15 protein-coding genes are annotated in these 14,112 nt (G+C 70.1%); 6 read left to right on the top strand and 9 right to left on the bottom strand.

The window, feature by feature from the left end; all coding sequences use genetic code 11:
* Positions 1-80 precede the first annotated feature (80 nt).
* The gene (locus tag ACZ601_RS25855) at positions 81-359 is read right to left on the bottom strand and encodes a DUF2530 domain-containing protein (protein ID WP_440578427.1); all 279 of its coding nucleotides are present in this window, start codon (positions 357-359) and stop codon (positions 81-83) included.
* Between the two features lie 185 nt (positions 360-544).
* On the opposite strand from ACZ601_RS25855, the gene ACZ601_RS25850 reads away from it, so the two are divergent.
* Positions 545-1,999 (top strand): NCS2 family permease, encoded by a 1,455-nt coding sequence (locus ACZ601_RS25850; protein ID WP_469542034.1) that lies wholly within the window; start codon positions 545-547, stop codon positions 1,997-1,999.
* Positions 2,000-2,026: 27 nt separating this feature from the next.
* Here ACZ601_RS25850 and ACZ601_RS25845 read toward each other — a convergent pair whose 3' ends face one another.
* Positions 2,027-2,233 (bottom strand): ribbon-helix-helix protein, CopG family, encoded by a 207-nt coding sequence (locus ACZ601_RS25845; protein ID WP_390085815.1) that lies wholly within the window; start codon positions 2,231-2,233, stop codon positions 2,027-2,029.
* Between the two features lie 144 nt (positions 2,234-2,377).
* Here ACZ601_RS25845 and ACZ601_RS25840 point away from each other — a divergent pair, with 144 nt between their 5' ends.
* Both ACZ601_RS25840 and ACZ601_RS25835 read left to right on the top strand, forming a co-directional pair.
* On the top strand, positions 2,378-2,818 hold the full coding sequence (locus ACZ601_RS25840; RefSeq protein WP_330827500.1) for a MarR family winged helix-turn-helix transcriptional regulator: 441 nt from the start codon (positions 2,378-2,380) through the stop codon (positions 2,816-2,818).
* Positions 2,819-2,915: 97 nt separating this feature from the next.
* On the top strand, positions 2,916-4,250 hold the full coding sequence (locus tag ACZ601_RS25835) for an MFS transporter (protein ID WP_469542032.1): 1,335 nt from the start codon (positions 2,916-2,918) through the stop codon (positions 4,248-4,250).
* Positions 4,251-4,351: 101 nt separating this feature from the next.
* On the opposite strand, the gene ACZ601_RS25830 is transcribed toward ACZ601_RS25835, so the two are convergent.
* The 3 genes from ACZ601_RS25830 to pip form a co-directional block, all read right to left on the bottom strand.
* A complete protein-coding gene (locus ACZ601_RS25830) occupies positions 4,352-4,936 on the bottom strand; it encodes a Uma2 family endonuclease (protein ID WP_469542030.1) in 585 nt (194 codons plus the stop codon).
* Between the two features lie 268 nt (positions 4,937-5,204).
* The gene (locus tag ACZ601_RS25825; RefSeq protein ID WP_440574857.1) at positions 5,205-6,200 is read right to left on the bottom strand and encodes an aldo/keto reductase; all 996 of its coding nucleotides are present in this window, start codon (positions 6,198-6,200) and stop codon (positions 5,205-5,207) included.
* An 83-nt stretch (positions 6,201-6,283) separates the two neighbouring features.
* Complete coding sequence (pip, locus tag ACZ601_RS25820) at positions 6,284-7,261, bottom strand: prolyl aminopeptidase (RefSeq protein ID WP_469542027.1); 978 nt, start codon at positions 7,259-7,261, stop codon at positions 6,284-6,286.
* 343 nt (positions 7,262-7,604) lie between these two features.
* On the opposite strand from pip, the gene ACZ601_RS25815 reads away from it, so the two are divergent.
* Positions 7,605-7,940 carry a hypothetical protein gene (locus ACZ601_RS25815; RefSeq protein ID WP_469542024.1) on the top strand — a complete coding sequence of 112 codons (336 nt, stop codon included), beginning with the start codon at positions 7,605-7,607 and terminating at the stop codon, positions 7,938-7,940.
* 31 nt (positions 7,941-7,971) lie between these two features.
* Here the strand turns inward: ACZ601_RS25815 and ACZ601_RS25810 are convergent, their stop codons facing one another.
* A complete protein-coding gene (locus ACZ601_RS25810; protein ID WP_469542021.1) occupies positions 7,972-8,961 on the bottom strand; it encodes a helix-turn-helix transcriptional regulator in 990 nt (329 codons plus the stop codon).
* 145 nt (positions 8,962-9,106) lie between these two features.
* Here ACZ601_RS25810 and ACZ601_RS25805 point away from each other — a divergent pair, with 145 nt between their 5' ends.
* Together ACZ601_RS25805 and ACZ601_RS25800 are read left to right on the top strand one after the other, a co-directional pair.
* Positions 9,107-9,613: an SDR family NAD(P)-dependent oxidoreductase gene (locus ACZ601_RS25805; protein ID WP_469542018.1), complete on the top strand. Its 507-nt coding sequence runs from the start codon at positions 9,107-9,109 to the stop codon at positions 9,611-9,613.
* A 45-nt stretch (positions 9,614-9,658) separates the two neighbouring features.
* Positions 9,659-10,264 (top strand): response regulator transcription factor, encoded by a 606-nt coding sequence (locus ACZ601_RS25800; protein ID WP_440574852.1) that lies wholly within the window; start codon positions 9,659-9,661, stop codon positions 10,262-10,264.
* Between the two features lie 104 nt (positions 10,265-10,368).
* Here ACZ601_RS25800 and ACZ601_RS25795 read toward each other — a convergent pair whose 3' ends face one another.
* The 3 genes from ACZ601_RS25795 to ACZ601_RS25785 are packed head-to-tail and all read right to left on the bottom strand — an operon-like array spanning position 10,369 to position 14,088.
* Positions 10,369-11,484, bottom strand: a complete 1,116-nt coding sequence (locus ACZ601_RS25795; protein ID WP_469542015.1) for a 3-dehydroquinate synthase II family protein — start codon at positions 11,482-11,484, stop codon at positions 10,369-10,371.
* Positions 11,456-12,409 carry a 2-amino-3,7-dideoxy-D-threo-hept-6-ulosonate synthase gene (locus tag ACZ601_RS25790; RefSeq protein ID WP_469542012.1) on the bottom strand — a complete coding sequence of 318 codons (954 nt, stop codon included), beginning with the start codon at positions 12,407-12,409 and terminating at the stop codon, positions 11,456-11,458. The genes ACZ601_RS25795 and ACZ601_RS25790 overlap by 29 nt, the downstream gene beginning before the upstream one ends.
* Positions 12,406-14,088 (bottom strand): class I adenylate-forming enzyme family protein, encoded by a 1,683-nt coding sequence (locus tag ACZ601_RS25785; RefSeq protein ID WP_469542009.1) that lies wholly within the window; start codon positions 14,086-14,088, stop codon positions 12,406-12,408. Before ACZ601_RS25785 ends, ACZ601_RS25790 begins: the two co-directional genes overlap by 4 nt.
* Positions 14,089-14,112 lie beyond the last annotated feature (24 nt).

Here is a 14,112-nt window from a genome sequence, read left to right as displayed (position 1 = left end):
GGTGGAACGTCCGGTTCACCCATCGGGTGGTCCGAAGATCAGACCGGGGGAGGACGGAAATCGTCCCGTGGTGGTACGGGTCAGCCGGTGGCCGGGCCCTGACCAGCCGTCTTGGCCGCCGCCGCCCGCTTGAGCGCGGCGTCGCGTCCCCGTACGTACCAGATGCCGATCAGGCCGAGGGCGCCGCCGGCCAGGCACGTCCACACCCACCACAGGTGTCCGTGGTCGTCGAACCAGCCGTAGAACGGGAGCTGGACGAGGAAGAGGACGAACCAGAGGATCGTGCCGCCGGTGATGGTGGCGACGACGGGCCCCTCCAGGGGCTCGGGTGCCTCGTGCTTCGGTGTCCACTTCGCCATGCAGTCAGTGTATGCGGCGCATACGTAAGAGCTGCCGGGCCAGTCGGCCCAAGGGTCTACGCGCGGAGATAGCGATCTTCGCCTTATGTATTCATACTGAATCTGCTTACGGCTGTCTCGATTTGTTCGTGTGAACATCCAAAGCTGACCATATTGAGCCCCTCTAGGTACGACTGAGGTCATACATGTCCCCCTCGGCCCCCGCCCCGGTCGACGCCGTGCCGCCCCCGGCTCCCCAGCCCTCAGGCGGCCTGGACCGTTTCTTCAAGATCTCCGAGCGGGGCTCTTCGGTCGCGCGTGAGATCCGTGGCGGATTCGCCACCTTCTTTGCGATGGCGTACATCATCGTGCTGAACCCGATCATCCTGGGCAGTGCGAAGGACATGTACGGGCATCAGCTCGACGGTGGCCAGCTGGTCACCGCGACGGTGCTGGTCGCCGCGTTCTCCACGCTGCTCATGGGCGTCATCGGCAACGTGCCGATCGCGCTGGCGGCGGGCCTCGGCGTCAACACCGTCGTCGCCCTCCAGCTCGCCCCCCGGATGAGCTGGCCCGACGCGATGGGCATGGTCGTCCTCGCGGGCATCGTGGTCATGCTGCTGGTCGCGACCGGGCTGCGGGAACGCGTGATGAACGCCGTACCGACCTCGCTGCGCAAGGGCATCGCGATCGGCATCGGCCTCTTCATCCTGCTGATCGGCCTGGTCGACTCCGGCTTCGTCTCCCGCATCCCGGACGTCGCCCACACCACCGTCCCGCTCCAGCTCGGCGGCGACGGACACCTCAACGGCTGGCCGGTCCTGGTCTTCGTGCTGGGCGCGCTGCTCACCCTCGCGCTGATCGTCCGCAAGGTGCCGGGCGCGATCCTGATCTCCATCGTCGCGATGACGGTGGTCGCGCTGATCATCGACGCGGTCGCGGACCTGCCGGGCGAGGCCTGGGGGCTGACCGTTCCGGAGTGGCCGGGCAATCCGGTCTCCACGCCGGACTTCGGGCTGATCGGCAAGGTCAGCCTGTTCGGTGGCTTCGACAAGGTCGGTGTGCTCACCGGCATCCTGTTCGTCTTCACCGTGCTGCTGTCCTGCTTCTTCGACGCTATGGGCACCATCCTCGGCGTCGGCGACGAGGCCAAGCTGATGGACAAGGACGGCAACTTCCCCGGCATCAACAAGGTGCTGCTCGTCGACGGCATCGCGGTCGCCGCGGGCGGTGCGAGCTCCGCCTCCGCGGGCACCTGCTTCGTGGAGTCCACGGCGGGCGTAGGTGAGGGGGCCCGCACCGGCTTCGCGAGCATCGTGACGGGTCTGCTGTTCACGGCGGCGCTGTTCCTGACACCACTGGCGACGATGGTCCCCTCGCAGGCGGCTACTCCGGCTCTGCTGGCGGTGGGCTTCCTGATCATCGCGGGCTCGGTGCGGGACATCGACTGGAGCGACTACACGCTCTCGATGCCGGCCTTCCTCGCCATGGTGATGATGCCGTTCACGTACTCGATCACCAACGGCATCGGCATCGGCTTCATCGCGTTCTGCGTGCTGCGGCTGGCCGCCGGGCGCGGTCGCTCGGTGCCGGTGGCCATGTACGCGGTCTCCGCGGTCTTCGTCTTCTACTACGCGATGCCGGCGCTCGGCCTCACGTGATCCAGCGTGGACGGGCGGCCGAGGAGGTCAGGTGACCTCCTCGGCCGCCCGTCCTTCCGCTCCGTAGAACTTCTCCGTCTCGTCGACGGCCGCCTGGAAGCGTTCGTCGAAGTCATCGCGAATGAGCGTCCGGACCACATAGTCCTGGACGCTCATTCCGCGTCTGGCGGCGTGCTGCTTGAGCCGGTCGAGCAGCTCACCGTCTATCCGCAGGCTGAGCACTGTCGATCCCATGCCAAGCAGGGTTACGTTTCCCGGGCCCGACACGCGTGACTTTCCGGAACTGACTCACTCGTTTGGGTGATCGATTGGTGATTCGGGTCTCGCGCGTGTACCACGAGTGGTCTTTAGGGTAGGTAATGAGTTACGCTAACAAACATGCCTGACCTGATCCACGACAGCGACAGTGCCGCCGCCGTGAGCTCCCTTCGTTCCGCCGTCATGCTGCTCGGCCGGCGCCTCAAGCACCAGCGCGTCGACGAGTCGCTGAGCCCCACCGAGATGTCGGTGCTCGGCACGCTCGCCCGCTGCGGTTCGGCCACCCCCGGTGAGCTGGCCCGCAAGGAGCATGTGCAGCCGCCTTCGATGACCCGCATCGTCGCGCTGCTGGAAGCGAAGGGTCTTGTCAGACTGGAACCGCACCCCGATGACCGTCGGCAGAAGATGGTCAGCCAGACCGAGCAGGCAGAGGCCATGCTCGCCGAGAGCCGCAACAAGCGGAACGCTTGGCTGACCACCCTCGCCGAAGGCCTGGACGAGGACGAGTGGGAGACGCTTCGCCACGCGGCCCCCGTGCTGGAGAAGCTCGCCCACCTGTAGCGGAGCGGGCCGCGCCGGACCATCACCGGCGCACCGCCCCCCACCGCCGCATCCCCGTCAGTCAGCACGATGTCCACGCCCGAGGAGGCGAACCCTTTTGAGTACGGGATCCGGAGCAGACTCCGCCCCCGCACCGACTTCCACCCACGAGAGCAAGCCCGGCGGGACCTTCTCGTCGCTGAAGATCCGTAACTACCGCCTGTTCGCAACCGGCGCCGTGATCTCCAACACCGGTACCTGGATGTCCCGCATCACGCAGGACTGGCTCGTCCTGAGCCTCACCGGGTCCGCCACCGCCGTCGGTATCACCACGGCACTCCAGTTCCTCCCCATGCTGCTCTTCGGCCTCTACGGCGGCGTCATCGCCGACCGCATGCCCAAGCGCAAGCTCCTTCTCTTCAGCCAGGCCGCGCTCGGCCTGTGCGGTGTCGCGCTCGCGGTGCTCACGCTCTCCGGCGTGGTCCAGGTGTGGCACGTCTACCTGATCGCGTTCCTGCTCGGCATGGTCACGGTCGTGGACAACCCGGCCCGCCAGTCGTTCGTCTCCGAGATGGTCGGCCCCGCCCAGCTGCGGAACGCGGTCAGCCTGAACTCGGCGAACTTCCAGTCCGCCCGGCTCATCGGTCCCGCCGTCGCGGGTGTGCTGATCACCTCGGTCGGCAGCGGCTGGGCGTTCATGTTCAACGGCCTGTCGTTCCTCGCCCCGCTCGTCGGCCTGATGATGATGCGCCCGGGTGAGCTGCACAAGGCCGTCGTCGTCCGGCGTGCCAAGGGTCAGTTGCGCGAAGGGCTGCGGTACGTCTCCGGCCGCCCGGAGCTGATCTGGCCGATCGTCCTCGTCGGCTTCGTCGGCACGTTCGGGTTCAACTTCCCGATCTTCCTGACCGCCTTCGCGGACGAGGTCTTCCACGGCGGCGCCGGGATGTACTCGTTCTTCAACATCCTGATGGCCGCGGGCTCCCTCGCCGGGGCCCTGCTCGCCGCCCGCCGCGGCTCCTCGCGGCTGCGGATGCTGGTCGGCGCGGGCACGCTGTTCGGGCTGCTGGAGGTCATCGCCTCCATGTCGCCGTCCGTCTGGCTGTTCTCGCTCCTGCTCCTGCCGATCGGCATGATCGGTCTGACGACCAACATCAGCGCGAACACCAGCGTCCAGATGGCGGCCGACCCGGCCATGCGCGGCCGGGTGATGAGCCTGTACATGATGGTCTTCGCCGGCGGTACGCCGGTGGGCGCCCCGATCGTCGGCTGGATCAGCGACGCGTACGGCGTCCGGACCGGAATGGCGGTCGGCGGCGCGTTCTCGCTGGTGGCCGCGCTCGGCGTCGGCTTCATGCTGGCCCGCGTCGGCGGCCTGCGCCTCAAGGTCGACCTGCGACCGGGCCGCCCGCACGTACGGTTCGTCCCGCGCGAGCAGCTGGCCACGGCGGCCTGAGACCCGCCGCAGCCGGCCACGGCGGCCTGAGACCCGCCAGGCACCACGCGCCACGGCCCCGACCGGAGTACCCGGTACGGGGCCGTGGCGCGTACCGGGCGTCAGTCGCGGGGGAAGCCGCCGGTCTCCAGGGTCAGGCCGACGAGGGTGTCGGTGAGGTCGATCGGGTTGCCGAAATCGAAGCTCAACGTGGACCGGTACTCGTCGTCCTTCGGGAGCGTGTGGAGGTGCCATTTGGCGGTGTACGGGTCGACGATGAGGTACACCGGGACGCCTGCGGCGGCGTAGGTGGCCAGCTTCGATCCGTAGTCGTTGGCCGCGGTCTGCTTGGAGATGACCTCGGCCACGAACTCGATGTCCTGGTAGCGGAAGTGGCCCTTCGCGTCCTTCTCCGTGCCCTCCGCCAGCGCGACGACGTCCGAGGCGAAGCCGTTGAGCCGTCCGGGGAAGTCGATGCGCACGTCGGACTTCAGCTGCTTCCGGGCGTACCTGGAGCGCAACTGCTCGACGAGGTCGAGGATGATCTCCCAGTGGGTGTCCCGTTGCGGCGACATGTAGATGTTCCCCTCGACGATCTCTACCTTGAATCCCTCGGGGGTGGGCTCAAGCCACTCGAACATCATGTCCAGAGTGCGCTCGTCGCTGGTGTCGGCCATCTCGATCCTGTCGGTGTCTACGACGGTCATCGTGCCGCTCCTCCCCGCTGCCGCACGGGCGCGGGCAGCCGCGCAGTACAACGATACGCACGGAGACCAGGACACGCCGGTGACTGGATGCGGCGGTGCGGGCCTGGACGTCGGGGCGCCGGGCGGGGCGGTTACGCTCGTCGGGTGGACCCCAAGACCCGAAACCGCATCATGGCGGCCGTGCTCGTGCTCATGTTCGCCGTCGTCGCGGTGGCGGCCGCCCTCGGCTGATGAGCCCGGTGAGGACGGCCGCGACGCACGCCGGTTGCTACCAGGCGAAGTTCTCCGGCGACGGGCCCGGACCCGGGAAGATCTCGTCCAGGGCCGTCAGCACCTCGTCCGACAGCTCCAGCTCCACCGCGCGCAGCGCGGAGTCGAGCTGCTCGCGGGTGCGCGGACCCGAGATCGGGCCTGTGACGCCGGGCCGGGTCAGCAGCCAGGCCAGACCGGCCTCGCCGGGCTCCAGGCCGTGCTTCTCCAGCAGGTCCTCGTACGCCTGGATCTGCGCCCGCACCTTCGGGTCCGCGAGCGCCTCGCCGGAGCGGCCGGAGGTGGACCGGGCGCCGCCGCCCTCGCGCTCCTTGCGGATGGCGCCGCCGAGCAGGCCGCCGTGCAGCGGCGACCACGGGATGACGCCGAGGCCGTACTCCTGGGCGGCCGGGATGACCTCCATCTCGGCCCCCCGCTCCATCAGGTTGTAGATGCACTGCTCGCTGACCAGCCCGTAGCTGCCGCGCTGCCTGGCGACCTCGTTGGCCTGCGCGATCTTGTAACCGGCGAAGTTGGACGAGCCCGCGTAGAGGATCTTGCCCTGCTGGATCAGTACGTCGATGGCCTGCCAGATCTCCTCGATGGGGGTGGACCGGTCGACGTGGTGGAACTGGTACAGGTCGATGTGGTCGGTCTGGAGCCGCTTCAGGCTGGCGTCGACGGCCCGGCGGATGTTGAGCGCCGAGAGCTTGTCGTGGTTGGGCCAGGCCTCGCCGTCGGCGGCCATGTTGCCGTAGACCTTGGTGGCGAGGACGACCTTGTCGCGGCGGGCGCCGCCCTGGGCGAACCAGGTGCCGAGGATCTCCTCGGTGCGGCCCTTGTTCTCGCCCCAGCCGTAGACGTTCGCGGTGTCGAAGAAATTGACACCCGCGTCCAGGGCGGCGTCCATGAGTGCGTGGCTGTCGCTCTCGTTGGTCTGGGGGCCGAAGTTCATCGTCCCCAGGACGAGGCGGCTGACTTTGAGTCCGGTGCGTCCGAGCTGCGTGTACTTCATGGAGCCAAGCCAACGCCTTGGAGTCCGCTCGAAGCAAGGGCGGAGCTCCCCGGGGCCGGCCGCTGTGCCCGGACAGCCGCCCGTCAGCTGCCCGCGAACCGGTCCAGTGCCGCGAGTACCGCCCGGCTGGTCGCCGCCCCGCCGAGATGCCCCGCGTCCTCGATCACGGTCAGTTCCGCGTCCGGCCACGCCTTCGTCAGCTCCCACGCGGTGATCAGCGGGCCGCCCAGGTCGAACCGGCCGTGCACCAGCACGCCCGGGATTCCCGCCAGCCGTCCGGCGTCCCGGATCAGCTGTCCCTCCTCCAGCCAGGCGCCGTGCGAGAAGTAGTGCGCGCAGATCCGGACGAGCGCCTGCTGCGCGCGGGCGGGCCGGCCGCTGTACGGCGGCGGTCCGGTGTACGCCTCCTGGGAGAGCACCGCGTCCTCCCAGGCGCACCAGTCGGCGGTCGCGCGCGCCCGTACCTCCGGGTCCGGGCTCTCCGTGCGCCGGGCGTACGCGGCGAGCACGTCGGGGGTCGCGTCGCTCGCGGCCTCCGGGACCCCCGCCCGGAAGGCATCCAGGGCCTCGGGGAAGATGTTCCCCGCGCCCCGGTAGAGCCAGTCGATCTCGGAGCGGCGGGTCGTGGTGACGGCCGGGATCACGATCTCGCTGACCCGCTCCGGGTGCTGCTCCGCGTACGCGAGGATCAGTGTCGAGCCCCAGGAACCCCCGTACAGCAGCCAGGTGTCGATGCCCAGCCGGACGCGCAGCCGTTCCATGTCCGCGATCAGCCGGTCCGTCGTGTTGAACCGCAGGTCTGTGGCCGGGTCGCTCGCGTGCGGGGTGGAGCGGCCGCAGTTCCGCTGGTCGAAGAGGATCACCCGGTAGCGGTCCGGGTCGAAGTACTGCCGGGGCCGCTCCGTGCACCCCGAGCCCGGTCCGCCGTGCACGACGACGGCGGGCTTGCCCGCCGGGTTGCCGCACGCCTCCCAGTAGACGAGGTTGCCGTCCCCGACGTCGAGCATGCCCTGCTCGTACGGCTCGATCGGCGGGTACTTCTCGTCCGGGCGGCGGTGCATGGCGGTGTCTCCCTCGGTTCGGCGGCGTGCGAGGCGGGACAGCCTATGCGGCGTGCGAGGCGGGACAGCCTGTAGAGGGTGCGAGGGGGACAGCCTGTGGAGGCTGTCCCGTGCCCCCGACGGGTGCGGCCGGGCGGCGACCAGGTGCCGCGTTCGGGCAGCTCCCTGCCAGGCAGCTTCCTGGCCTGGCGGGATGCGGACAGCCGGCCCGCGCCGGTGGTTATCTCATCTCAGCGGCCGGAACGCGGAAATCGCGAACCGGCCCGGGGGAGCTACCGAGCACCACTGGCTCCAGAAGCACCGCAGATCCGGTAACCAGTCACACCTGGAATGGAGACCAGCCATGAACCGAGCTGCCCGCGCCACTCGTTGTACCGCCGTTGTCACCACCCTTGCCGCCGGTGTTCTCGGCGCCCTCGCCTGGGCGGCTCCCGCTCAGGCCGCAGGCGTGGAGACGGCGCACCACACCACCTTCGACTTCGTGTGGACGTCGGCTCCGGGCGGCGACCCGCGTACCCCGGACGACTTCGTCTGGCCGGTCGCGCCGGGGCATGGCGGAGCGGGCGACCAGTGGACGCCGGGTGACTTCGTGTGGTCGGTCGCTCCGGGACACGGGGCCGGCGGCGGTTCGCACACGCCGGACGACTTCGTCTGGCCCGCTCCGCCGGCCGCGTCGTGAAGCGCCCCGGCAGCGCGGCGGGCGCCGCGCGTCAGATCCACTGCCGACGCGTCGCCTGCACCCCGGCCTCGAAGCGGCTGGACGCGCTGAGCCGTTCCATCAGCTCGGCCATGAGGCGCCGCTCGGTACGGACCCCGATGCCCAGTGCCCGTGCCACCGCGTCGTCGGTGAGACCGGTGGCCAGGAGCTGGAGGAGTTTGCGCTCCTGCGGAGTGAGCCCGCAGGCCAGGGCCTCGCCCGGGTGACCGGGGCCGTTCAGCGGGCTGGCGTGCTCCCAGTACGCCTCGAACAGGGCGCGCATGGCGAGCACCACCGGCTGGCTGCTGAACAGCAGCGCGGAGGGCCCCGTCTGACCGGGCAGTCCCGCTACGACGGCGGCGGTCGTGTCGACGATGAGCAGGCGCATCGGCAGGGTGGGCGAGGTGCGGATCTCGCTGTCCCGTTCCGCCATCCACTGCGCGTGTGCCTTGGTCACCCGGTCGTTGGCGACGCTGTCGAGGTAGATCGAGCGGAACCGGACCCCGCGGGCGAGCGCCCGTTCGTTCAGCGGCCGGCCCGCCACGATCGAGTCCTCGGTCAGCCCGCCCGCGGGGTGGAAGGCCAGGGACTCGCGCTGACAGGACTCGGCGAGGGACTCCAGCCTGATCCGTATGTCGTCGACGTTGTCGAGCTGTTCGGTCTGGTCGGACGAGGAGTGGCCGGACGCCGTGTACTCGGCGGCCAGCGCGGCCAGCGCGGCCCGGTTCTGTTCGATGCGCTGCTGACGCGCGGCCAGTTCGTCCTGTTCCCGCTGGAGCAGGACCTTCAGGCCGAGTGACGGGTTGACGGCCCGCAGGGTTCCGGGAGAGTCCCGGGACGGCGCGAGCAGGGACAGCTGCGAGAGCCGTAACAGGGCGGATTCCACTTCGGCGAAGCTCATGTCGAGCAGCTGGGCGAGCTTCAGCGGATCGTGTTCCTTGTGGAACAGGATCGCCCGGTACACCGCCAGAGTGTCCTGGTCGAGCGATGAGACCTCGTCCACGTGTGTCTCCCCCGGATCGTGGCCGAAATTGTGCGCACGTGCTGGGTCAGGCGCGCTGTATCCGACACAGGGGAGCGTCACACACCCCACAACTCCCCTTGCTCATCAGTTCACACGGTTAACACATTACTGCTCAGGAGTCTCGGTGTCCCATGCAGCGAGTTATGCGCCCCGGTCTCTTGAGGGCCGGGTCGTTCTCGTCGTCGATGCCACGACCGGAATTGGCCGGATCGTCACCATCCGGCTGTGTGCCGCCGGTGCGAGGGTCGCCGTCGTCGGGACGGCGCACCGGGGACGTGGGGACGACGCGGCCACCAACGCGGCCTTCCTCTGCAAGGAGCTGGCCGAGATCGGGATGAGCGCCCTGCCCTACCGGGCGGACATCGAACGGGCCGACACCTTCCGCACCCTGCCCGGCCAGATCGCCGCGGACCTGGGCCCGGTCGCCGTCTGTGTCGTGGTGATTCCCGCCGAGCCCGGCGCCGAGGAGATCACGGCTGCCTTCCGCTCCATGCCGGAGGTGATCGGCGCCGCGTTGCCGCCCGGTGCGCGGCTCATCGAGATCGACATGGCCGACTGCGCCGGCGGCCACGAGGAAGCGGCCCACGGGCTCGTGGACCAGTTGCTGCACCGCAGACCGCACACCTGCTGAGGATGCGCCACCCAGCGGATCCGTCAACCAACGGGGGTTGAGCACATGTCCGTACGTATCGTCGTCGCCGGCGACCACCAACTCGTCCTGGAAGCCTTCGCAGAGACCCTGAACAGTGCCGACGGGCTCCAGGTCGTGGGTCTCGCCACGTCCTACGAGTCGGTGCTGCCGGCCGTCGAACGACACCGTCCGACCGTGCTGTTGCTCGGTGAGTCCACGATGGGGGGCAAGGCGCTGCGGGCCGCCGCAGATGTGCGCACCCACCACCTGAGGTGCGGGGTCGTGCTGATGGTGGGCGCGGCGACGCAGTCGGTGGTGGACCGGGCGGTCGCGGCCGGGGCCTTGGGCGTCGTACCGAAGAACGCCCGGCTGCCGCAGCTGATCACGACGCTGATGGGGGTGGCGGGTGGTTGTCTGACGGTCGACCCCTCGCTGCTGCGGACGGTGGCCGTGGGTGATGCCTCGCTGAGTGTCCGCGAGGTGGACGTGCTGCGGCTCACCGCCGGCGGGGCGACCGTCAAGGAGATCGCGGGGGAGCTGTTCCTGGCGGGCGGGACCGTACGCAATCTGACCTCGGCCGCGATCAAGAAGCTGGGCGGCCGCAACCGGTTCGACGCGGCCCGCATCGCGATCGAGCACGGCTTGCTGTGAACGCCGGACGGAGACACGCGTCGGCCCCGGCACGTGAGGTGCCGGGGCGTGGCGAGGTGATGCGGATGGTGCGTGCGGTGCGACGCGGCTGGGCCCGCGCGGTCCTACTTCTCCAGGCAGAACTCGTCGATCGGGTAGCCGACATGGCGGTCGGCCGTCGGCAGGTGGCCGAGGATCGTGTCGCCCGGCTTCAGCTCCGTGGAGTTGAGGACCGAGGCACCGGGGCCCAGTACCCGCACGTGCCAGTCGTCCTGGAGGATCAGGTTGACCGGCTGGCCGCCCGGGGCCACCGCGTCGATGGAGATGAGCGGCCGGGTCTCTATCTTCACCCGGCCGACGCTGACCGGACGGGTCCGGCCCTTCACGTCGACTGCCAGGACGGTGCTGCCGGAGTGCAGTTCGCTCAGGTAGTTGGTCCGGCCGTTCTCCGAGACGGTGTACGAGTGCAGGGCGCCGGCGTTGACCCGGAAGGGGCGGGTGGGCATGTACGGCAGCGGGTGGGTCTCGCTGACGCACAGGACCATGCCCTTGGAGTGGCTGCCGACGAGGATGCCCTCGTCCTTGCGGAAGTGCGTCGTCGTGTCGACGCAGGCTCGTTCGCCCATGCCGATGTGGGTGGCCTTGACGACGGTCAGTTCCACCAGCGGGATCTCACCGTTGCGGGAGGTGGCCGCGGTACGCAGGGCCGTGGCGTCGCCGACGGTGTTGGCCCGCATCAGGACGCCGTCCGAGCCCAGTTCGAGCACGCCGTAGATGATCTCGGCCTCCTCGGTGTTGGACGCGGTCGTGATGATCGAGCCGGGCGCGCCGCTCGCCGCCGCGATCACGATCTCCAGCGGGATCTTGGTCGGGTCGCGGAAGTCGAGGATGCTCCACGGTTCGAGCCGGGCCGCCAGGCAGGCGTCCTCCAGGGTGTCCGCGTCCACGATCTCGACGTACCGGCCGAACTCCACGTCCGGGTGCGCGGCCATCAGTGCGGCGCGGGCGTCCCGGCCGCCGGGGACGATCACCACATCGGTGGCGCCGAGGTCGGCGGGGACGGCGTCGGGGCCGTCCGGGAAGAGCAGGATCTTGCGCACGGTGGGCGGCAGGCCGGCGAAGACGGCCGGGTCGGCGGCGACGACGCCGTCGATCCGTTGGTGCATCGCCTCCTCCAGCACCGCGGTCGTGGCGTTGCCGGTTCCGCGAACGTCAAGCCAGCACAGTTTTGCGTCCGTCATGATGCGGACCTCCTGTCAGTTCGGAGAGGTGGGTGGCGCTTTCGGCGTAGGGCGCCGTCGTTCCGGGGTGATCCGGGGCGTGGTCGGGCGTCAGCCGCTCGTCCGTCCGGTCGGCGGCCGGGAACGGGTCCGGGCCGAAGTGCTGTTCGGGGAAGTGGTGGACCAGCCGGGCGACCTTGGCCGCGAGCCGCCGCGGGTCCTCCGCCTGGAAGATGTTGCGGCCCATCGCCACCCCGCCCGCGCCGCCGGCCAGGGCGTCGCGCACATAGCCGAGCACGTCCTCCTCTGTGGGCAGCACCGGCCCGCCCGCCACCAGGACCGGCACCGGGCAGGCCGCCGTCAGGTCGAGCATCTCCGCGGTGGATCCGAGGAAGACGGTCTTGACCAGGTCCGCGCCCAGATCGGCCGCCACGGTGACGGCGTGCGCCACCATCTCCGGGTCGCGCGGGTTGGTGATGCGCGGGCCGCGCGGGTACACCATGGCGAGCAGCGGCAGGTTCCAGCGGTCGCAGGCGTCGGCGATCCGCCCGAGGTCGCCGATCTGCTGCCGTTCGTCGTCCGAGCCGAGGTTGACGTGGACGCTGACCGCGTCCGCGCCGAGCCGCAGCGCCTCCTCGACCTCCGTCACCAGGTACTTGGCGTTCGGGTCGAGGGCCTGGTTGGTGGAGGCGTTGAGATGGATGACCAGCGACATCGCGGCGAACCGTTCCGGGCTGATGTGGCGCACGCTGCCCTTGTGCACGACGACCGCGTCGCTGCCGCCGGCGGCCAGCCGGCCGGCGAGCTGGTCGAGGGTCGTGCCCTTGGGCACCACGGGTCCGTCACTGATCGAGTGGTCGAGGGGAGTGATCATCAGGCCGGCCGTGCTGTGGCGGTAGAGCCGCCGCAGTCGCAGTGACCTGGCGAAGTGGCCGTATGCGGTCATGGAGCGCCCTTTCTGTTGCGCGTACCGGTACGCCGGCAGTCGGCGTCGTCGGGCCCCGGCGGGCCCGTACCGCGCGCTTCCGTGTCCTCGCCGGGTGACGGGAGGGGAGCGGCGCGCGCGGGTCCTGGTGGGGCGGCCCGTACCGGTGCGGTCACGCCGCGCAGATGGGCGCGGTCCGGTTTCCCGGCGGGCGTGAGCGGCAGTTCGGGCCAGACGGAGACGCTGACCGGGGTGTGTTCCGGAGTGAGCGTCGCCGCCACGTAGTCACGTAGGTCGCAGGAGGTGTGCCCGGCGCCCGAGTGGAGTTCGACGGCCGCGTGCACCTGCTCGACGAAGTCGGCGTCGCGGACTCCGAAGACGGCGGCCTGCCGTACCTGGGGGTGCGAGGTCAGCGCGTCCTCGATCGCGGCGGGGTCCAGCTTGAGGCCGCCGTGCTTGATGACGTCGCCGATCCGGCCGTCCAGGTGCAGATAGCCGTAGGTGTCCCAGTGGCCGAGGTCCCCGGTGCGTAGCCAGCCGTCCCTGAGTGTGCGGGCGGTGAGCTCCGGGTCGTCCAGGTAGCCGGCCGAGACCGTGGCCGAGCTGACCCAGATCTCGCCGCTCTGCCCGCGCCCCAGCGCCGTGGTGGTTCCCGGGGTCCTGATCTCGACGCGTACCCAGGGGAAGGGCCGGCCGACGGAGCCGAGGAGTTCCGGTTCGCGGTGGTCCAGCGGGTTGAGGCTGGAGATGCCGCCGGCCTCCGTCGTGCCGTACACCTGGATCAGTACGTCACCGAAGAGCCGGACGGCCTGCCGCACCCGCTCGGGTGCGGCGGGGGTGCCGCTGTAGGTGATGCGGCGCAGGGACGACAGTTCGCAGGAGGCCGCCAGCGGGTGGTCGAGCAGCCGGTAGAGGTGCGGCACGGCGAGGTACACGTCGGTCACCCGCAGCCGTTCGAAGGCGTGCAAGGTGGCGTCGGGGTCGAACTCGTCGTGCAGCACCACCGTTCCGCCGCACGAGAGCACCGCGTCGGCCATCGGCGCCGTCGTGTGGCTGATCGGCGTGACGGAGAGCAGCGTCGCCGGTCCCCGGGGATCGAGGCCGTCCGCGAGCCGCGCGACGAGCTGTTCGCGGGTGCCGTAGTGCTGCGCGACCATCTTGGGCCGGCCGGTGGAGCCGCTGGTGAAGTCGACGACCGCGACGTCGTCCGGTCTGGGCGACGGCAGGTCCGGCAGCTCGGCCCTCGGCCCGGCCCGGCGGGCGATCGGCAGCACGGTCAGACCGGGCAGCCGGCGCGACAGCCACCGGCCGCGGGCAACGCTCTCCTCGTCCTGGTCGTCCACCAGCAGTACGGAGACGTCGAGTTGGCGCAGCAGCTGGGTCTGGGTGGCCAGCGAGAACGTCTGGGTGTCGGTCCGGGGATTCATCGAGCGTACGTAGACGGAGGTGGCGCCCAGCAGGTTGACCGCGTACCGGGCGCTGAGCATCAGCGGGTGGTTCGGTCCCGTCAGGGTGGCGACGGTGGTGCCGGGGCCGATGCCGCCGGATCTCAGCAGGGCGGTGGTCCCCAGCACGGATTCATGGAGCTCACCCGCTGCGACCGTCGCGTCGCGCCGGTGCAGGACCGCACGGTCGGGATCCCGTGCCAGCGCGGCGAGTATCCGGCGCGGGTAAGGGGGCCAATCGGTTCGGGTGGTCATGATCCTCCTTTCTGTACAAGGGTG

Source organism: Streptomyces sp. NPDC104307 (genome assembly GCF_055584045.1).
This window is presented reverse-complemented; position numbering and strand designations above follow the sequence as displayed.